Below are 19,574 nucleotides of genomic sequence, written 5' to 3' on the forward strand. Positions count from 1 at the left end.
TTCTTTAAAAAAATATACAATGAACTCATTAAAAAAAATAATGATGGTAGCATTAACAATGCTTTCTATCACAAAAATAGACGCCCAAATAAAAAATGCTAAAACCGAAGTTGTAAAAATATATGGCAACTGTGGTATGTGTAAATCTAAAATTGAAAAAGCTGGAAGTCTAAAAAATATAGCTCAAGTGAGTTGGGATAAGGAAACTAAAATGGCTACGCTTTCGTATGATGCGAGTAAGACCAATCAAGAAGAAATCTTAAAAAGAATAGCATTGGCGGGTTATGATAGCGATGTATTTCTTGCGCCAGATAAAGCCTATTCAAGTCTTGATGAATGCTGTCAATATGATAGAGAGGCTAAAGTTCCTGTAAAAGCTGATGCCAAAACAGATGCTATAGGAATGACAGTGGTTAACCCTTCATCTGTTTCTGAAAGCCAAAAAGCAAATGAATTGCAGTCAGTTTTTGAGAGTTATTTTCTATTGAAAGATGCTTTGATAAAAGGAGAAGGTAAATTAGCAGCTGAAAATTCACAAAAGTTACTTACAGCTATCACTGCTGTGAAAATGGAAACTTTAAGTATGGATGTGCATATGGTATGGATGAAAGTTTTGAATGATTTAACTGCCGATTCAAAGAATATTTCAGCTACTCAGGACATAAAAAAACAACGAGAGATTTTTAAATCATTATCAAAAAACAGTTATGAATTGATCAAAGTTTCAAAGTTCTCTGAACCGGTTTATTACGAATATTGCCCTATGGCAGATGCCAATTGGTTGAGTAAAGAGAGTGTGATTAAGAATCCTTATTATGGTTCGCAAATGTTGAGTTGTGGTAAAGTGGTAGAAACAATCAAATAAGATGAATAATTTTAGATTAATAGTTTTATTCTTCTTTGTGGTATTGTCAGTAAATGCGCAAAAAACGGTGCGTTATGATCTATACGTTCGTGATACAATTGTAAATTTTACAGGCAAGCCTAAAAGAGCCATTGCTGTAAACGGTCAAATTCCAATGCCAACTTTGACTTTTACCGAAGGAGATATTGCCGAAATTTATGTACACAACGAATTAGAGGAAGATACGTCCTTGCATTGGCATGGTTTGTTTTTACCTAATAAGGAGGATGGTGTGCCTAATTTGACACAAATGCCAATAAAACCACATACGATTCATAAATACACTTTCCCGATAATTCAAAATGGGACACATTGGTATCATAGTCACACAGAATTACAAGAGCAAATTGGAATGTATGGTTCTTTTGTACTGAATAAAAGAGCCAATGATCCAACATTTAGGAAAGGAATTGATGATTTGCCAACTGTTCCAGTAATCTTAAGCGAATGGACAGATATGGATCCCAATAATGTACATCGATTGTTGCATAATGCATCAGATTGGTTTGCCATTCAGAAAGGAACCACTCAAAGTTATTCTGAAGCTATAAAAGCGGGGCATTTCAAAACGAAGGTAACCAATGAATGGAAACGAATGAATGCGATGGATGTTAGCGATGTGTATTATGATAAGTTTTTAATTAACGGAAAAAGCGAAAGCCAACTTTCTCAATTTAAATCTGGAGATAAAGTTCGTTTACGAGTTTCAAATGGAGGAGCATCAACCAATTTTTGGCTCACATATGCCGGTGGTAAAATTACTGTCGTTGCCAATGACGGGAGTGATGTAGAACCTGTAGAAGTAGATCGGTTGCTAATTGCAGCTTCAGAAACATATGATGTAGTTGTGATAATTCCGGCTGATAAAACGGCATATGAGTTTATGGCAACCTCAGAAGATCGCACAAAATCATCTTCATTATATATTGGCAATGGTATCAAACAATTAGTAGATCCGTTGCCAAAATTGAAATATTTTGAAGGAATGAAAATGATGAACGATATGATGAAAATGAATGGAGATTTAGATGATATGGGCATGAGTATGAGTTTAAATCAAATGGATATGAATGTCGTAATGTATCCGGAAATTACTGGGGAAGCTAAAGGGAAAAGTGATAAAAAAATGACTGGGGATGATTACAATAGTAACAAACTTTCAGATATCACAACCTTAAATTACGCAATGCTCAAATCTCCGATGAAAACCACGCTTCCAAAAGATGTACCAGTCAAAGAATTGCGATTTGAACTTACTGGAAATATGAATCGTTACGTTTGGAGTTTAGACAACAAAGTAGTTTCGGAAACAGATAAAATCTTGATAAAGAAAGGAGAGAATGTTCGGATTGTATTGCATAATGGCTCCATGATGCGACATCCAATGCATTTGCATGGCCATGATTTTAGATTGCTAAATGGCCAAGGAGATTATGCACCTCTCAAAAATGTTGTAGACATTATGCCAATGGAAACGGATACCTTAGAGTTTAATGCCAATGTAGATGGGGATTGGTTTTTTCATTGCCATATTTTGTATCATATGATGAGCGGAATGGGGAGGATTTTTAGTTACGAAAATCAACCGCCAAATCCATTAATTACAAATCCGAAATTAGCACAGCGCAAATTATTTGCTGATGATAGAATGTTTCATTTTATGGCCGAAAATGATTTTGCAACCAATGGGAATGATGGTGAAGCAATGTATGCCAACACGCGTTGGAGTATTGGCACCGAATGGAGATTGGGTTACAATGATATGCATGGATATGAAGTCGAAACTCATATTGGGAGGTATATTGGAAAAATGCAATGGTTAATGCCTTTTGTAGGTTTTGATTGGAGATATAGAAGGATGGGTATAGATGAACATGAGCAAAATCTTTTCGGACAAGCTGATACTAAAGATAATCGAGCGGTATTCAGTGCAGGTGTAAATTATACTTTGCCATTACTAATTATCGCACAAGCTGAAATCTTTACAGACGGTAATCTGCGTTTACAATTTGAACGTAAAGATATCCCTGTTTCAAAACGATTGAGAATGAGTTTGATGTGGAATACAGACAAAGAGTATATGGCTGGATTAAGATACATTGTCAGAAGGAATTTTGGGATAACCACACATTATGACAGTGATATGGGAGTAGGGTTTGGAATGAGCTTGAATTATTAGAAAAATCCAATTATAAACAAAGTGTTATGTCCGAATCTTGTAGATTTCTAATACAGATTCTGGGTTTAATATAATATCTTTTAATAAGAATAAAAATGAAAGTGTATATCAAAAATATGGTTTGTAATCGTTGCATAATGGCAGTAAAGTCTGAGTTTGAAAAAATAGGGATTCATCCCATAGCAATAGAATTAGGTCAAGTCGAACTTTTGGATAATTGGAGAGAAGAAGACAAAGCAATTTTAAGTAAAAGATTAGAGGAGCTTGGTTTTGAATTATTGGAAGATAAAATAATTGTCACTGTTGAAAGGATTAAAAATCAAATTGTAACACTGGTTCATCATCAAGATTTAGATTTAAAGACCAATTTGTCACATTATTTAGCAACTCATTTAGGTCAGGAATACAATACTTTAAGTGCTTTATTCTCTGAAGTAGAGGGAATGACTATAGAGTATTATTTTATTATTCAGAAAATTGAGAAAGTAAAAGAACTGTTGCGTTATAACGAATTGTCATTAAGCGAAATTGCTTTTAAAATGAATTATAGCGATGTAGCACACTTAAGTAATCAGTTTAAGAAAATGACCGGTATGACTCCAACAAATTTTAAAAAGACATTAGAGATTAAAAGAAAACAAATAGATACTTTGTGAATTTTACAAATCATTTAGAAAATTCTACAAGATCAAAAAAGTATTATTTCAGAACTTTGAATAGTTCAAATTAGTATTAATTAATCCTTTAAAATAAATAGAAATGAGAATAGTATTTATCATGTTAGCCGTATTTTTTGCCATTGGTACAACAGCATCAGCTCAAAAGGCAATTACAAAGAGCCAAAAAGAAGTTCAAAAAACAATGTATACTTGTCCTATGCATCCTGAAGTAAAAAGTGATAAAAAAGGAGAATGTCCTAAATGCGGAATGGACTTGGTTGAAAGTAAAGAGTCAGTTCATAACACAACTGCAAAAGGAAGTCAAACATCTACTGCGACAAAAAACAAATATGTTTGCACAATGGATGGTTCTACATCAGATAAACCAGGGAAATGTCCTAAATGCGGAATGAAAATGATTGAAAAAAAGAGTGATGAAAAAGAGATGAAACACTAAATAAAATTTTTTAAGAGCCTTTCTTAAGTAAAGGTTTTGAAATAAAAACGTACAAAATTTGGCGAAGTTATTTTGTTCTTTTTCAAGGCAAAAAATCTTTAAATAGTTGGGCTATTAAAAGATTTTTTAACAAAGAAAAAGGGTAAAAGGACGAGAAAAATTATACGTTTTTATTTTGAAATATTTACTACGGCTGTTTTTTTTAAATGAAAATTATGAAACATACATATACAATTACAGGAATGTCTTGTGATGGTTGTCGTTCAAAAGTAGAGAAAACTTTAAATGCTATTGAAGGAGTAAAAGCATCGGTGACTTTAGATCCGCCATTGGCAACAATCAGTATGGAAAAACACATTCCAACTTTTCAATTCCAAAAAGTTTTGTATTCAGTTGGGAAATACACAATAAAAGATAATAATTCGGCAGTGTCGACTCATGAATCAGAGGATAAACCAACAACTAAATCATGTTGCGGTACAAAAGGTTCGGATGAGAATCAACATAAGAAAGTTCAAAATAATAATCCAGGGAAATATTATTGCCCAATGTTTTGTGAAGGCGATAAAGTCTATGATAAAGCAGGAGATTGCCCAGTTTGCGGAATGGATTTAGTAAAATATCCTGAGTTAACGGTACATAAAACACAGTATACCTGTCCGATGCACCCAGAGGTTATTCAGGATCAGCCAGGCTCATGTCCTATTTGCGGAATGGATTTGGTGCCAATGGCAACTGTAGATTCAGATGAAGAAAAAGGATATAAAGCGATGTTGCAAAAAATGAAAATAGCAGTCGGATTTACTACGCCAATTTTTATTATCGCTATGTCAGATATGATTCCAAATAATCCGATGTATCAATTGATGGATGCCAATAAATGGAATTGGGTTCAACTATTTTTATCATTACCAGTAGTGTTCTATGCGTGTTGGATATTCTTTGTCCGAGCTTGGAAATCTATAATAACCTGGAATCTCAATATGTTTACCCTTATCGGGATAGGATCTGGAGTTGCATTTCTGTTTAGTCTCTTAGGGTTATTCTTTCCAGATATTTTCCCCCATGAATTTAAAAATCACAACGGAGTAGTTTCGCTTTATTTTGAAGCCACAACAGTAATTCTTACTTTGGTTTTATTGGGACAATTGATGGAGGCCAAAGCACACAGCCAGACCAGCGGGGCTATAAAAGCATTATTAAAATTAACTCCAACCGAAGCTACTTTGGTCGTAGACGGAAGCGATTCAATAATCTCTATTCATGATATTAAGAAAGGCGATTTGTTGCGAGTTAAACCAGGAGAAAAAATCCCTGTAGACGGAAAAATCATAAGTGGAGAAAGCAATATTGATGAGTCAATGCTCACAGGAGAGCCTATTCCGGTTGATAAAGTAGTGGGAGATAATGTGAGTTCAGGAACGATCAATGGCAATAAATCTTTTGTGATGTTGGCAGAAAAAGTTGGATCAGAAACGTTGCTTTCCCAAATTATACAAATGGTAAACGATGCCAGTCGTTCTAGAGCACCCATTCAAAAGTTAGCCGATACCATCGCTAAATATTTTGTTCCAATTGTGGTGTTGATTGCAGTTCTAACATTTTTTGTTTGGGCAAATTTTGGTCCAGAACCAGCACTGGTATATGGATTTATCAATGCCATAGCAGTATTGATTATTGCCTGTCCATGTGCATTGGGTTTGGCAACACCTATGTCAGTTATGGTTGGAGTGGGGAAAGGAGCACAATCCGGTGTTTTGATAAAAAATGCCGAAGCCTTAGAAAATATGAATAAAGTAAATGTTCTAATAACTGATAAGACAGGAACAATTACAGAAGGAAAACCTTCGGTAGAGAAAATTTATGTGACGAATAAAGAAGAAGTTGAGGTATTGCAATTGATAGCCTCACTCAATAAACACAGTGAGCACCCTTTGGCGGAAGCCATAGTAGATTTTGCAAAAGCGAAAAAGATAAGCTTGTCAGAAGTAGAAGGTTTCGAGGCTATTGCAGGAAAAGGAGTTTTGGGTACTGTTCTGAGTAAAAAGATAGCGCTTGGGAATAGAAAATTATTGGAGCAAGTCAACGTTGAAGTTTCAGAAGATTTAGAAAGTAAAATTAGTGCTGAACAAAAATTAGGTAAAACTGTTTCGTATATCGCCATTGATGGGGAGGCAATAGGATTTGTGTCAATTACAGATGCCATAAAAAGTACCAGTAAAGCTGCTATAAAAGAATTAATACGTCAAGGTGTTGATGTGATAATGCTTACTGGAGATAATGAAAATACCGCTAAAGCAGTGGCAGATGAATTAGGATTGTCATCTTATAAAGCCAGTTGTTTGCCAGAAGATAAATTCGCAGAAATTAAGAAATTGCAGGCCCAAGGCAAAATTGTAGCTATGGCAGGTGATGGGATAAATGATGCTCCAGCTTTGGCACAAGCCAATGTTGGAATAGCTATGGGAACCGGAACCGATGTCGCTATCGAAAGTGCCAAAATCACTTTGGTAAAAGGCGATTTGCAAGGCATCGTAAAAGCTAGAAATTTGAGTCATGCCGTTATGCAAAACATCAAGCAAAATTTGATTTTTGCCTTTTTGTATAATGTTTTGGGAATTCCAATTGCGGCAGGGGTTTTGTATCCTGTTTTTGGGATTTTGCTTTCGCCAATGATAGCCGCTTTGGCCATGAGTTTTAGTTCGGTTTCTGTAATTGTAAATGCATTGCGATTAAGAAATTTAAAACTTTAGAAAAATACTACTATTGGGCTTGACCGCCGCTAGAGAAAAAGGTTAGATGCTTTGTCTTCATAGCCTTTCCTTCTAGCAGTGGTCGGGCTTTCTGTGATAAAAAATATTTTATCTGATTTATAAGTAATTTTCTGTTATTTTTGAGGAATCGATATGGCTGATAAGCCTTTGTGTATATATGCTGTACATCAGCTTATAAAACAATCCGAAAGATAATTAACACTTGAAACAAATGAGAAATATAGTCGGACTTTTGACTTGTATACTATTATGAAAAGAGGATTTGAATTTCTTAAACAGATAAAAGAAAATAACAATCGGGAATGGTTTGCTAAGCATAAATCGGAATACGATTCGATTGTGAAAGAAAACAAAGATTTTTTCGATCAGATTTATTCCGAACTTCAAAAGCACGATAGTTTGCAAGGAATCCACATTTTTAGAATTTATAAAGATGTTCGTTTTTCTAAAGATAAATCTCCTTATAAAACATATTTAGGAGCCGGATATTCTCGTACAAAACCAATGCTAAGAGGAGGTTATTATATCCATTTAGAACAAAATAATAGTTTTGTTGGAGGAGGTTTTTGGGGACCAAATAGTGAAGATTTACTTCGTATCCGTAAAGAGTTCGAAATGGATACAACAGAAATCGAAAAGATTACTACTGAGAATACTTTCGTAAAATATTTCGGAGAGCTTAAAGGAGAAGATGGAGTGAAAACAGCCCCAAAAGGTTTTGATAAAAATCATCCGGCAATTAATTTGATTAAGAAAAAGCAATTTGTAGTGAAGAGAAAATTTACAGACGAGGAAGTTTTATCTGGTGATTTTCAGAAAGAAGTGATTGCAACATTTTTAGCAATGAGACCTTTTTTCGATTATATGAGTGAATTACTCACTACGGATTTAAACGGAGAACCTTTATTCTAAAAGCAAGTGATAATAAAGTAGAAATAATAAAAGGCTTGCCTGTAAATATTCAGCAAATTCAATACTAAAAAAAACTACAAAGCCCCGAATCTGATACGTTTCGAGGCTTTTTTATTTGTATTGGTTGTTTAACTTAAATGTAATTCTATGAAATGTATGTTATTTTTCGACGCAATCAACACTTGTGAATTTATATTTTACACGATCAAAATCTATAGGCGTGTCTTTATTAAAATAAGATCTTCCTAAATAGGTTTCTATTTTTCCACTACCTAAAACGAGAGTGTCTTTACGTTTTAGAAGAGCCATCGGATTTTTGAATATTTTTTTATTATTTGCTCCCTGAATAAAAGAGTAGTCAACAAACAATGTATCGCCGTGGAATTCACCGGTTATTTTCCCAACCTTTTTTGGCATATCAAGTAATTTCATTACCATATCTCCGGTTATTTTTCCGTTTTTTAGAGTGTTGACTTTTAATTCAATCGTATCTTGTTCGTATAGTGCTTTGTAGCATTCTGTGCTTATCACCTTTTCAGCTAGAGCTTTTTCAGCTTTAATTTCTTTTTGGCTTTGGTCTTTTTTACAGCTTTGGAATCCAATACAAGCCAATAGCAAGCAAAATATGCCTAAATTTTTCATAGTAGTAAGTGTTTAGTTAATAGTTGTGGCATTTGCCATTGCTAATTTATGGATAAATAACGTGTGTCAATGCGGATTTCGTATTTAATTTGGTAAGTAATTATCTCAATAAAAACAGTTGAATAGGGTTTTGTCAAAAATCAAATTATTGTCCTTGGAATACAATCAAGTTCAAAGATTTTATTAGGAAAAGTGTAGAGTTTATTTGTTTTTGTTGTTCTATGGGGATAAAAAAGATAAAATCTGGTAGATTTTGCTGAACGGGAGGGAGCAAATAAGTCTAAAATCGATGTTTTTTTGTAGATGAGAGTTAATTTTATTAATTTTTTTTCATTTTTCTATTTTGTAGAAACTGCTAATTATGAATTGATTATAATTTGCAAATAAAAAAAGTGCTATTTCTGCGGTCTGGATTTTATATATCGCCTTGTGTATTTCAAAAATAGTTGTAATTTCGCGACCGCAATAGAGAAGCAAGGTCCGTTCGTCTATCGGTTAGGACGCCAGGTTTTCATCCTGGTAAGGGGGGTTCGATTCCCCCACGGACTACAAAACTCTAAAATGTCATTCCCCGAGATGTTCATCTCAATACAAAGCAATCCAGAAGATTTAAACTCCGACTTCAATACATTCCCTAAGTAATTTATAATCAAAATTTGCAGAAGTAATAATCTCATGCTATATAGTTTTGAGTGATTTTTACCATGCTAGTTGTTTCTTTTATTTTCGGAAAATTGAGAAAGCGATAATGTCAATGCATAGTGAGCAAAAAACCAGAAACGCCAATCATGTTTTTTAGGATTCAATGGGTTTTATTTAGAGAAAGTTTCTTGAGCAATTCGGGTATTATGACCTTGTTTTGAAGGAAGTACATAGTTTATAAAGAAGATTTGTTCTTTTTCCTAAAATGAGAATCTTACCCACATGAGTTTTTGTAAAGAGATAAAGTAAGTGATCTTGCTTTTGAGTAAATTTATTTTGCTAATTAAAAACGTATTCCTTTTCTTAATTTAATTTAATAATTATCTAGAACTCAATAAAGAAGGTTCGGGATAAAATACTTGTTTGAGTTACAAAAATTTCATAATTTTGCCACCCAATTTTATAATGTAAAATAAAGAAGAAGATGGATATCAAAAGAGTAGCAATAGACGCTGTGAATGAAACGATTGTAATGACAGTTGTTCACATGGATTACAAAGGACAAGTAGCGAAAAGAATAAACGAAAAAATGCCTTTGGCAACTGTAAAAGGATTTAGAAAAGGTCAGGTGCCAAAAGATCTTGTTGAAAAACAATACGGTAAAACCATCAAAAAGGAAGAGGTTAAGAAAGTAGTGGATTTGGCTTTGGAGCGTTTTGTACAGTCTGAAAGATTGAACCTTTTAGGAACTCCGCTTGCTAAAGAAAATGAAAATTTAGATTGGGATGCTGAAGAATTGGTTTTTGAATATGAAATCGGTTTAGTACCACATTTTGAATTAGATCTTGAAGCTAAAAATGATATCGTAAAATATATTGTTACTGCTGATGATAAATTAATTGACGGTCAAGTAGCACGTATCCAAAAACAATTTGGTACTCCAATACCTCAAGATGTTGTTGTAGCTGACTCTGATATTACTGGAACTTTCTCTAATGAGGCAGAAGGTATCAATAACAAAACTACAATTGCTTTGGCAATTTTTAAAGATAAAGCAACTGCTGATAAATTTATTGGTAAAAAAGCAGGTGACGTAGTTACTGTAAATACTAAAGGTTTATTTGAAGATGACCACCAATTGATGGACTACTTGAAAGTAGGTCACGATAATGTTCACGGTTTGGCTATTGATGTTGATTTTACAATCGAGGCTATCAATGGAGCTGAATTAGCTGAATTGAACCAAGAATTGTTCGACAAACTTTTTGGAGCAGGAAATGTAGCTTCATTAGAAGAATTGAAAGCGAAAATTAAAGAAGATGCAGAATCTCAATTCGCACAACAAGCAGACCAAAAATTATTGGCTGATGTTCAGAACTTTTTGATCGAAAACACTAAGTTTGACTTACCTTCTGAATTCTTAATCAAATGGTTGCAAACAGTTGGAGAAAAACAATTAACTCCAGAAGAGGCAGTTGTTGAATATGCAAGATCTGAAAGAGGATTGCGTTTTCAATTGATCGAAGGAAAAGCAATGGCTACAAGCAATATCCAAATTACTTTTGAAGATTTGAAAGCATTTACAACTAATACGATCAGACAACAAATGGCTCAATTTGGACAAATGAACCCAACTGACGAAGAAGTACAAGGAATTGTAGCAAGAGTTTTATCTAATCAAGAAGAAGTGAAAAGACTTTCTGATCAAGTGGTTGCAGCTAAATTACTTGAATTGTTCAAAGAAAAAGCGAATCCTACTACAAAAGAAGTTACTTACGAAGAATTTATTGCAGCTTCTTACGGAGAATAATTTGTAAAAAAATAAGTATATTTGAGCGTCAAAATAAAATTTGTTTTGACGCTCTTTGTTTAAAATAGGTAAATGAAAGATGCTTTGAGGGGGAGTTTTACAGACGAACTAAAGAATTATAATGAGACAGATTGTCACATAAAATAAAAAGGTATGACCTTTGCTTTACCATATAAAACAAGAAAAACATTAGAGACTATACTATTGAATTTATAAACTCATAAACTTTTTAAGATGAACTACGGAAAAGAATTCAAAAAATTTGCAATAAAGGATCAAGGGGTAAATGCTATGTACTATGATAAAATTGTAGCGGCTATGAATCCTAAAAATATGACTCCTTATATTATTGAAGAGCGTCAATTGAATATTTCTCAATTGGATGTTTTTTCGAGATTAATGATGGATCGAATTATTTTCCTAGGTACAGGAATTGATGATCAAATAGCAAACATCGTTCAGGCTCAATTGTTATTTCTGGAAAGTGCAGATGCTTCAAAAGATATTCAGATTTATTTGAATTCACCAGGAGGAAGTGTTTATGCAGGTTTAGGAATTTATGATACGATGCAATACATTAAGCCAGACGTAGCTACAATTTGTACAGGAATGGCCGCTTCTATGGGAGCAGTACTTTTGTGTGCGGGTGCAGCAGGAAAACGTTCGGCTTTGCCACATTCTCGTGTAATGATTCACCAACCATCAGGAGGAGCACAAGGTGTTGCTACAGATATGGAAATCAACTTGCGCGAAATGTTGAAATTGAAAGACGAATTATACCAAATAATTTCTCACCACTCAGGACAAACTTTCGAGAGAGTTCATAAAGACAGTGAAAGAGATTATTGGATGATAGCTGATGAGGCTAAAGAATACGGAATGATTGATGAAGTTTTAAGAAGAGGTTAAAAAATGTCAAAAGTCGAAAGTCGAAAGTCAAAAGCAATGCTAAGGACTTTCGACTTTAGGACTTTCGGCTTTAGACTATAAAGAATGGCAAAGCAAGTATTACAATGTTCTTTCTGTGGAAGAAAGAAACCAGAAACTAATTTATTGATTGCAGGGATCGATGCACACATTTGTGATAAATGTATCGAGCAAGCACACGGAATTGTTCTGGAAGAATTAAAATCAAGTGGAGGTTCAAAACTAGTTGGGGATTTAATTTTAAAGAAACCAAAAGAAATTAGAGCTTTCCTAGATCAATACGTTATAGGACAAGAGCAAACCAAAAAAGTGATGTCAGTAGCGGTTTACAATCATTATAAACGTTTATTGCAACAGCAATTAGACGATGAAGTAGAGATTGAAAAAAGTAATATCATTATGGTAGGGCAAACTGGTACTGGTAAAACATTAGTAGCAAAAACTATTGCTAAAATGTTAGATGTGCCTCTTGCTATTGTTGATGCAACAGTTCTTACAGAAGCAGGTTATGTAGGGGAAGATGTCGAAAGTATTTTGACACGTCTTTTGCAAGCAGCAGATTATGATGTGGCCAAAGCGGAAAGAGGAATTGTTTTTATTGACGAAATTGATAAAATTGCCCGTAAGAGCGACAATCCTTCTATTACTCGTGATGTCTCTGGCGAAGGAGTGCAACAAGCTTTATTGAAATTGTTGGAAGGAACAGTAGTTAACGTGCCGCCAAAAGGAGGTCGTAAACATCCAGATCAAAAATTCGTTGAGGTCAACACCCAAAATATTTTATTTATTGCAGGTGGTGCTTTCGATGGAGTAGAACGAATCATTTCAAAACGTTTGAACCGTCAAGCAGTAGGATATTCTACATCTAAAAATGTAGATAATATTGATAAAGACAATTTGTTGCAATATATTATCCCTAAAGATATCAAGGATTTTGGATTGATTCCTGAAATCATTGGACGTTTGCCTGTTTTGACGCACATGGATCCTCTAGATAGAGAAACTTTACGTGCGATTTTGACTCAGCCAAAAAATGCTTTAATCAAGCAATATCAAAAATTATTTTTGATGGATGAGGTAGAATTCACCATTACAGATGAAGCGTTGGATTTTGTTGTAGAAAAAGCGCTAGAATACAAATTGGGTGCTCGTGGATTGCGTTCGTTATGCGAAGCTATCTTAACCGATGCTATGTATGAATTGCCAAGTTCTGATGATAAGAAATTAGAAATTGATACAGAATACGCCAAAGAAACATTAAATAAAAATTTATTAAAACGTTTAGAAATAGCTTCTTAAGTTTTAATTAAAAATATTTCTAGAGCCTGTTCGGTCATTCGAGCAGGTTTTTTTCGATCTTCATTTTTATGGGTCAGAAGTTTCTAGTTAATTATATAGACATTCCATAAAATAAACAAAACAAAATAAACAAAACAAAATAAACAAAACAAAATAAACAAAACAAAATGAATTTTAAAATAAAATTATACTTACTAAGTGTCAGTTTAACTTGCTTAACAGCCTTTGCTCAAAATGAAACTCCAAAAAAGTATAATAAAAAAATAAGCGAAACTTACAAAGAGAATAAAGCTTATAGAGGAATGATTGTAAAAAATCTGAAAGTAAGTAACACTACTTTCTCAAAGGGAAAAGAAATTTTAATATGTAATATTCAAGCTGATGACATTACAATTAAAAAAATTGATTCAGAAAAGCTAACGGTAATAAAAGAAAACAAATTTAATAAGTTTTTTGCGAAAAACTTCTATATTGTTGATTGTGTAGAGCTTAATGATAAATATTTTGTTTTTTACTCTTCTTGGGATGGTGATGCAAAAAAAGAACAGGTTTTTAGTGCGGAAATAGATTTTGGTAAATGTGAATTTGTGGGATCGCCTAAGTTACTGTTGCAAGTAGATGGCAAAGTGTCTCCTAATACTAGTTATCGTTCATATTTTAATTTAACTGAATCTTTTAATAAAAAGAGTTTTGCAATTAATTACCAAAAAGATCCTGAAAAAAATAAAGGAGATAAAAAATCGAACGACATTATTGGTATAAAAGAATTTGATGGAAACTTAAATCAAATTTTTTCTAGTGAATTTGAAATGCCTTATAATGAAAAAGCAGTTGAATATGACGATTATAGATTAAATAATAATGGTGATTTTTATTGGTTAGGAAAAGTGTATCACGATGATAGTCATGATGATAAGAAGAAAAAGAAAGATCTTATTGCGAATTTTCATTTTGAAATTTTTACTGTAAAATCTGGTGTAAAAACAATAAAGATTGTAAAAGTAGAGGATAAAGAGAATGTTATAAATACGTTGAGTTTATTTAATACTGAAAAAGATTTTATGGTTTGTGGAGGTACATACAGTAATGGATCTTCGGATATTATGGATACGGATGGATATGTTGGTTTTAAGATTAACCCAGATGGAACAATATATGATAAAGTTTATGCTAAATTTACTCTAGAACTTATAAAGAAATATGAAACTGACAAAGGGCAACAAAACATTGATAAAGTACTGGCTAAACTTACTAAAGGAGAAAGTAATGAGTTTATTAGAGTGTTGTTACAAGATGTGTATGTTTGTAAAAATGGTGATTTAGTTTTTATAGGGGAGCAAAAGGATTCATACTATTCTAGTGGTAATTTACCTTCAGGGGGTGGTGGTCATACCGTTACTTTTTATAAAAATATAATAGCAGTTAAAGTAAAGCCAAATGGAAATGTGGTGTGGGAAAATAAAATCCCTAAAAATGAAGTGAATAAATCTACTCATTGGCATGTGAATTTAAATAATAGTTACTATTTTCTTTTCATGGATAATATCCATAATATCAATTTGGCTTTAAATAAAAAACCATACGATGCTTTTGGTGGCCATGATGAATATTTGAATATTGTAAAAATTTCGGATTCAGAAGGTAGTGTAAGTGGTGGAGAAATATTTAATAATGAAGATTTTAAAAATTATGACATCAAAAAGTATGTGGCAAGTGATAGAGTCCCTTTTAAGATTTCTGAAAATGAAATTATATTTGAAATTTATCAAACAAAAAATGATTCTGGTGATGTAATGGTTAAAGTGAATTTAGATTAAGTAATATTTGTTGTTTACTGATATAGAATGGTATATATAAAATATTTTCTAAAACCTGCTCTATCAAAGGAGCAGGTTTTTTTGTGTTAAAAAAGTGGATTTATTTTTAGATTATATCATTTCTATTTGTAATTTTATGAAAAAATGGAAACAAAAATTTTCTTAAATCTACCTGTAAAAGAGTTAAATAAGTCCATGGAATTTTTTACTCAACTGGGTTTTACATTCAATCCTAAGTTTACAGATGACAAAGCCGCATGTATGATTATTGGAGATACAATTTTTTCAATGTTGATTACAGAAGAGTTTTATAAAACATTCACTAACAAAACAATTTGTGACGCTAGTAAAAACAGTGAAGTCTTGATTTCTATATCAGTAGAAAGTCGGGAAAAAGTTGATGAAATGATTGCAAATGTTATAAAAGCTGGCGGAACTGAATATATGGAAAACAAAGATTATGGCTGGATGTACCATAGGAGTTTTCTGGATTTAGACCATCATCATTGGGAGGTTTTCTTTATGGACGAAAGTCAAATACCAGTGAGTTAAAACGTATTTTTAAAATATTAGACCAATAATAAATAACAATGATAACAGTACAAAATAACATTAATGCTCCAATAGAAACCGTTTGGGAATGTTGGACAAGTCCAGTGCATATTACCAAATGGAATAATGCCTCTGATGATTGGCATACTCCTTATGCAGAAAATGATTTGAGAACAGGTGGGAAATTTAAGTCTACGATGGCTTCCAAAGATGGAACCATGAGTTTTGATTTTGAAGGGGAATATACTTTGGTAGAACAAAATGAAGCGATTGAATATGTAATGGCTGATGGGAGAAAGGTTGAAGTTAGTTTTACAGTAACCCCAAATGGAGTAGATGTGATTGAAAGTTTTGATCCTGAAACCCAAAATCCAGAAGAGATGCAACGAGGAGGTTGGCAAGCTATTTTAAATAATTTTAAAAAATATGTAGAGAGTCTTTAACCTAAAAAAAGTAAAGATGGTAAAACAAGTTTGGCTCAATCTGCCTGTAAAAAATATAGAAAAATCAAAAGCCTTTTTTACTGAAATAGGTTTTTCTTTTAATGAAAAACATGACAGCGCAAGTCATACCTGCATGTTAGTTGGAGAGAATAATTTTGTTATAATGCTTTTTGAAGAGACACAATTTGCTAGCTGTATTCAAAATAAGATTACAGACACTACGGTAAGTTCCGAAATGTTAATCTCTATTGATGCACAAAGCAGAGAAGAAGTAGATGAATTTGCAAATATAGTACAAGAAGCGGGAGGAAACGTCTTTGCTAAACCAGCAGAAAACGAAGGGTGGATGTATGGTTGTGGCTTTGCGGATTTAGACGGACATCGTTGGAATGTTTTGTATATGGACTTAAGTAAATTACCAAAATAAAGAAATTATTTTGTAGATGCTAAGTCACTAAGATTCTAAGGTTCTCAATTAATGGGAAAAATGCAAAATTTTGCAAATATGAATGCGTTAATTTTTCTTTTTAACTATTTTTCAAGCCTTATAAAAGTACTAAAATCTTAGTTACTTAGAAACTCAGAATCTTGAAACTAATAAATAATTAATTTAAAATTTAAAAAGTATGGCAGCAATTAATCCGTATTTAGTTTTTAATGGGAACTGTGAAGAAGCATTTTTGTTTTACCAATCCGTTTTTGGAGGTGAATTCCCTTATGCAGGAAAGTTTAGTGATATGCCAAAAGATGCCAAAGGAGGTGGGGCAATATCTGAAGAAGATAAAGACAAAATTATGCATATTTGTTTACCAATAGGCAAAGATTCTGTTTTGATGGGAAGCGATAGTAACGATGCCAGCGGAGCAGTAGTTATGGGTTCAAATGTTTCAATTTCTATCAATACTGAAAGTAAAGAGGAAGCTGATAAATTATTTAATGGGCTTTCTGCAGGTGGAAATGCCTTTATGCCTATGAATCAAACCTTCTGGGGAGCTTATTTTGGGATGTTTGTAGATAAATTTGGAATTCATTGGATGGTTAATTTTGATGAAAATCCTAATAAATAAATTGATATGAGAGTACTTAAAATAATAGGTTTAGGAATAATTAGTGTTATTGCACTATTGTTGTTTGTTGCACTCTTTATCTCAAATGATTATACAGTTTCGGTTTCAACAACAATCAATAAGCCAAGACAAGAGGTTTTTGACTATGTCAAAATAGTTAAAAATCAAGAAAACTATAGTGTTTGGGTAATGCAAGATCCTAATGTAAAAATGACATATGAAGGTACAGATGGTACAGTTGGTTTTAAGGCTTCTTGGGATAGCAAAGACGATAATGTTGGAGCTGGTTCACAGAAAATTACTGCTGTTTCTGAAGATAGAATCGATGTAGATTTACATTTTGAGCGACCAATGAAAGGGGATGATAAAGCGAGTACTTTGTTGGAGCCAATCTCGGACAATCAAACAAAAATTACAGCTGAATTTTATGGACATTCACCATACCCGATGAATTTAATGATTTTTATTGGAGAGAAATTCATAAAAGATGCCCAAACCAAGAACTTAGCCAATCTGAAAAAGATACTGGAAAAATAGTCTCAGTTGTTGTTTAACACGATGATAGTAAAATTAAAAGCCATTCAGAAATTTAATTTTTGAATGGCTTTTTTGAATTTTATAGCAATGTTGAATATTTCTATGAATCAAGAAATTCTATCAGTATTTGTTTTATGAGTAATCTCAACGCATCGTTTTCCTCCGCTTCCGCCACAAACACGGCCAGATGAACTGCAGGAAGAAATAATTATAGTAATTAGCAGAAGAGAAATATATTTCATAATCTAGTTTTGCATCTTTTTCAATTGTTCGAGATAATCTCTTTTGTTGGATAATCTAGGGATTTTGTGCTGGCCCCCCAGTTTGTTACTTTCTTTGAGCCAATCATAAAACAATCGTTCTCTTGCCACATTTATTACTAACGGATTTAAGGTCATATTGTTGTAGCGTTTGGCTTCGTAGTCGGAGTTTAAAGATTGTAAAGTGTCATCTAAAACTTTTTGGAAAGCATTGATATCTTGTGGTTTTTTCTTAAACTCAATCATCCATTCATGACTTCCTTTTTCTTTGTCCTTCATGAATACTGGAGCAACTGTATAATCGACGACTTCGCTTTGAGTAATTTGGCAGGCTTTGGCAATTGCTTGATCAGTATTTTCTACCATAAGTTCTTCCCCAAAAACATTAATGTGGTGTTTGGTACGTCCCGTAATTCGGATGCGGTACGGATTTAAAGAAGTAAATCGAACGGTATCGCCTATTAAGTATCGCCACAAACCGCCATTGGTAGTAATTACCATAGCATAGTTTTTGAACAATTGCACATCCGATAATCGAATGGCTTTTTGATCTGGAGTGCCAAAAGTATCCATAGGAATAAATTCATAAAAAATTCCGTAATCCAGCATTAGCAACAAATCACTCGAATTATTTAAGTCCTGAATGGCAAAAAAACCTTCGGAAGCATTGTAAATCTCGTAGTATTTGAATTGGCTTTTGGGTAATATTTTTTGGTATTGCTCTCTGTAAGGATCAAAACTAACGCCTCCGTGAAAATACACTTCTAAGTTAGGCCATACTTCCAATAAGTTTGATTTCCCTGTTTCCTCGAGTACTTTGTTCATTAAAACCAACATCCACGAAGGTACACCTGCAAAACTGGTTACATTCTCGTTTATGGTTTCTTTAATAATAGCATTCATCTTAGTTTCCCATTCGCTCATCAAAGAAACTTTGCTGCTGGGTGTACTGCTAAATTCGGCCCAAATAGGCATGTTTTCTATCAGAATAGCCGATAAATCACCAAAAAAAGTATTGTTGTTTTCATAGATTTGAGAACTGCCTCCCAAACGTAAGCTTTTGCCTAAGAACATTTCAGAATCCTCATTGTTGTTCAAATACAAACACAATAAATCCTTACTTCCTTTGTAATGGCAATCTTCAAGAGCTTCATTACTTACAGGGATAAATTTACTTTTGGCGTTGGTGGTACCACTGGACTTGGCAAACCATTTTATGGGAGTTTCCCAAAGGACATTTTGTTCACCTTTTCGGGTGCGTTCTATATAAGGTTCTAAATCTTCATAAGTCGAAATCGGAACTCTTTCAGTAAACGTTTGATATGATTTTATAGATTCATAATCGTATTGTTTACCAAAAACTGTTTCTTCGGATAATCGAATTAAATTCATCAATAATTCTTCCTGAACTTCATTCGGGTATTTCAAAAAAAGTTCAATTTGGTGAATTCTTTGTTTTAAAAACCAAGAAGCGATAGAATTGATAATTGATAAAGGCATGAAGGTTTATTATTTTAGATTTTAGATAGCAGATTTTAGATTTGAAAATAGATTCACAAATGCTAACTTTGCAATAATACCAAAAATAGTGTTTTTTTATAAAAAACAATTCTCTTTGTGGTAAAGATTCTATTTCAAAAATAGAAAACAAATAATAGGAAATCTAATGCACGATTAGAAATCTAAAATCGTT

General features: G+C 33.0%; 17 protein-coding genes and 1 tRNA gene. 16 read left to right on the forward strand and 2 right to left on the reverse strand.

Annotated features, from left to right (window positions below; genetic code table 11):
- Nucleotides 1-19: 19 nt before the first annotated feature.
- The 6 genes from OZP08_RS06330 (at nt 20) to OZP08_RS06355 (ending at nt 7,885) form a co-directional block, all read left to right on the forward strand.
- Nucleotides 20-865, forward strand: coding sequence for a DUF3347 domain-containing protein (locus OZP08_RS06330; RefSeq protein ID WP_281323250.1), 846 nt, complete (start codon nt 20-22; stop codon nt 863-865).
- A 1-nt stretch (nt 866) separates the two neighbouring features.
- Nucleotides 867-3,083 carry a multicopper oxidase domain-containing protein gene (locus OZP08_RS06335; protein WP_268848808.1) on the forward strand — a complete coding sequence of 739 codons (2,217 nt, stop codon included), beginning with the start codon at nt 867-869 and terminating at the stop codon, nt 3,081-3,083.
- A gap of 95 nt (nt 3,084-3,178) precedes the next feature.
- Entirely contained in the window at nt 3,179-3,739 is a 561-nt protein-coding gene (locus tag OZP08_RS06340; protein WP_268848809.1) for a helix-turn-helix domain-containing protein, read from the forward strand.
- Nucleotides 3,740-3,842: 103 nt separating this feature from the next.
- The gene (locus tag OZP08_RS06345) at nt 3,843-4,199 is read left to right on the forward strand and encodes a heavy metal-binding domain-containing protein (protein ID WP_281323251.1); all 357 of its coding nucleotides are present in this window, start codon (nt 3,843-3,845) and stop codon (nt 4,197-4,199) included.
- Between the two features lie 215 nt (nt 4,200-4,414).
- Entirely contained in the window at nt 4,415-6,952 is a 2,538-nt protein-coding gene (locus OZP08_RS06350) for a heavy metal translocating P-type ATPase (protein WP_281323252.1), read from the forward strand.
- A gap of 270 nt (nt 6,953-7,222) precedes the next feature.
- Entirely contained in the window at nt 7,223-7,885 is a 663-nt protein-coding gene (locus OZP08_RS06355) for a DUF2461 domain-containing protein (protein WP_268848811.1), read from the forward strand.
- A gap of 159 nt (nt 7,886-8,044) precedes the next feature.
- Here the strand turns inward: OZP08_RS06355 and OZP08_RS06360 are convergent, their stop codons facing one another.
- On the reverse strand, nt 8,045-8,527 hold the full coding sequence (locus OZP08_RS06360) for a hypothetical protein (RefSeq protein ID WP_281323253.1): 483 nt from the start codon (nt 8,525-8,527) through the stop codon (nt 8,045-8,047).
- Between the two features lie 477 nt (nt 8,528-9,004).
- Between OZP08_RS06360 and OZP08_RS06365 the strand changes: the two genes are divergently transcribed.
- The 10 genes from OZP08_RS06365 to OZP08_RS06410 all read left to right on the forward strand — a co-directional run bounded on the left by OZP08_RS06365 (nt 9,005) and on the right by OZP08_RS06410 (nt 17,621).
- Nucleotides 9,005-9,076, forward strand: a tRNA-Glu gene (locus tag OZP08_RS06365).
- 577 nt (nt 9,077-9,653) lie between these two features.
- Nucleotides 9,654-10,979 carry a trigger factor gene (locus OZP08_RS06370; protein ID WP_268848813.1) on the forward strand — a complete coding sequence of 442 codons (1,326 nt, stop codon included), beginning with the start codon at nt 9,654-9,656 and terminating at the stop codon, nt 10,977-10,979.
- A 234-nt stretch (nt 10,980-11,213) separates the two neighbouring features.
- Entirely contained in the window at nt 11,214-11,888 is a 675-nt protein-coding gene (gene clpP / locus OZP08_RS06375; protein WP_281323254.1) for an ATP-dependent Clp endopeptidase proteolytic subunit ClpP, read from the forward strand.
- 84 nt (nt 11,889-11,972) lie between these two features.
- Nucleotides 11,973-13,205 (forward strand): ATP-dependent Clp protease ATP-binding subunit ClpX, encoded by a 1,233-nt coding sequence (clpX, locus tag OZP08_RS06380; protein WP_268848815.1) that lies wholly within the window; start codon nt 11,973-11,975, stop codon nt 13,203-13,205.
- Nucleotides 13,206-13,372: 167 nt separating this feature from the next.
- Nucleotides 13,373-15,022, forward strand: coding sequence for a hypothetical protein (locus OZP08_RS06385; RefSeq protein ID WP_281323255.1), 1,650 nt, complete (start codon nt 13,373-13,375; stop codon nt 15,020-15,022).
- Nucleotides 15,023-15,166: 144 nt separating this feature from the next.
- A complete protein-coding gene (locus OZP08_RS06390) occupies nt 15,167-15,574 on the forward strand; it encodes a VOC family protein (RefSeq protein WP_268848818.1) in 408 nt (135 codons plus the stop codon).
- A gap of 38 nt (nt 15,575-15,612) precedes the next feature.
- A complete protein-coding gene (locus OZP08_RS06395; protein WP_268848819.1) occupies nt 15,613-16,017 on the forward strand; it encodes an SRPBCC family protein in 405 nt (134 codons plus the stop codon).
- A 16-nt stretch (nt 16,018-16,033) separates the two neighbouring features.
- Nucleotides 16,034-16,444, forward strand: a complete 411-nt coding sequence (locus OZP08_RS06400) for a VOC family protein (protein ID WP_268848820.1) — start codon at nt 16,034-16,036, stop codon at nt 16,442-16,444.
- 199 nt (nt 16,445-16,643) lie between these two features.
- Nucleotides 16,644-17,084, forward strand: a complete 441-nt coding sequence (locus tag OZP08_RS06405; RefSeq protein WP_268848821.1) for a VOC family protein — start codon at nt 16,644-16,646, stop codon at nt 17,082-17,084.
- 6 nt (nt 17,085-17,090) lie between these two features.
- Nucleotides 17,091-17,621 carry an SRPBCC family protein gene (locus OZP08_RS06410; RefSeq protein WP_268848822.1) on the forward strand — a complete coding sequence of 177 codons (531 nt, stop codon included), beginning with the start codon at nt 17,091-17,093 and terminating at the stop codon, nt 17,619-17,621.
- A gap of 245 nt (nt 17,622-17,866) precedes the next feature.
- On the opposite strand, the gene OZP08_RS06415 is transcribed toward OZP08_RS06410, so the two are convergent.
- Nucleotides 17,867-19,381: a GH3 auxin-responsive promoter family protein gene (locus OZP08_RS06415; RefSeq protein WP_281323256.1), complete on the reverse strand. Its 1,515-nt coding sequence runs from the start codon at nt 19,379-19,381 to the stop codon at nt 17,867-17,869.
- Nucleotides 19,382-19,574 lie beyond the last annotated feature (193 nt).

The sequence above is a fragment of the Flavobacterium aestivum genome (assembly GCF_026870175.2).
GTDB classification, from domain to species: Bacteria; Bacteroidota; Bacteroidia; order Flavobacteriales; family Flavobacteriaceae; genus Flavobacterium; species Flavobacterium aestivum.

Excerpts from the sequence above, each read along its gene's own strand:
- OZP08_RS06330 (WP_281323250.1), top strand. The coding sequence starts at position 20 with ATGAACTCATTAAAAAAAATAATGATGGTAGCATTAACAATGCTTTCT.
- OZP08_RS06335 (WP_268848808.1), top strand. The coding sequence starts at position 867 with ATGAATAATTTTAGATTAATAGTTTTATTCTTCTTTGTGGTATTGTCA.
- OZP08_RS06340 (WP_268848809.1), top strand. The coding sequence starts at position 3,179 with ATGAAAGTGTATATCAAAAATATGGTTTGTAATCGTTGCATAATGGCA.
- OZP08_RS06345 (WP_281323251.1), top strand. The coding sequence starts at position 3,843 with ATGAGAATAGTATTTATCATGTTAGCCGTATTTTTTGCCATTGGTACA.
- OZP08_RS06350 (WP_281323252.1), top strand. The coding sequence starts at position 4,415 with ATGAAACATACATATACAATTACAGGAATGTCTTGTGATGGTTGTCGT.
- OZP08_RS06355 (WP_268848811.1), top strand. The coding sequence starts at position 7,223 with ATGAAAAGAGGATTTGAATTTCTTAAACAGATAAAAGAAAATAACAAT.
- OZP08_RS06360 (WP_281323253.1), bottom strand. The coding sequence starts at position 8,527 with ATGAAAAATTTAGGCATATTTTGCTTGCTATTGGCTTGTATTGGATTC.
- OZP08_RS06370 (WP_268848813.1), top strand. The coding sequence starts at position 9,654 with ATGGATATCAAAAGAGTAGCAATAGACGCTGTGAATGAAACGATTGTA.
- clpP (WP_281323254.1), top strand. The coding sequence starts at position 11,214 with ATGAACTACGGAAAAGAATTCAAAAAATTTGCAATAAAGGATCAAGGG.
- clpX (WP_268848815.1), top strand. The coding sequence starts at position 11,973 with ATGGCAAAGCAAGTATTACAATGTTCTTTCTGTGGAAGAAAGAAACCA.
- OZP08_RS06385 (WP_281323255.1), top strand. The coding sequence starts at position 13,373 with ATGAATTTTAAAATAAAATTATACTTACTAAGTGTCAGTTTAACTTGC.
- OZP08_RS06390 (WP_268848818.1), top strand. The coding sequence starts at position 15,167 with ATGGAAACAAAAATTTTCTTAAATCTACCTGTAAAAGAGTTAAATAAG.
- OZP08_RS06395 (WP_268848819.1), top strand. The coding sequence starts at position 15,613 with ATGATAACAGTACAAAATAACATTAATGCTCCAATAGAAACCGTTTGG.
- OZP08_RS06400 (WP_268848820.1), top strand. The coding sequence starts at position 16,034 with ATGGTAAAACAAGTTTGGCTCAATCTGCCTGTAAAAAATATAGAAAAA.
- OZP08_RS06405 (WP_268848821.1), top strand. The coding sequence starts at position 16,644 with ATGGCAGCAATTAATCCGTATTTAGTTTTTAATGGGAACTGTGAAGAA.
- OZP08_RS06410 (WP_268848822.1), top strand. The coding sequence starts at position 17,091 with ATGAGAGTACTTAAAATAATAGGTTTAGGAATAATTAGTGTTATTGCA.
- OZP08_RS06415 (WP_281323256.1), bottom strand. The coding sequence starts at position 19,381 with ATGCCTTTATCAATTATCAATTCTATCGCTTCTTGGTTTTTAAAACAA.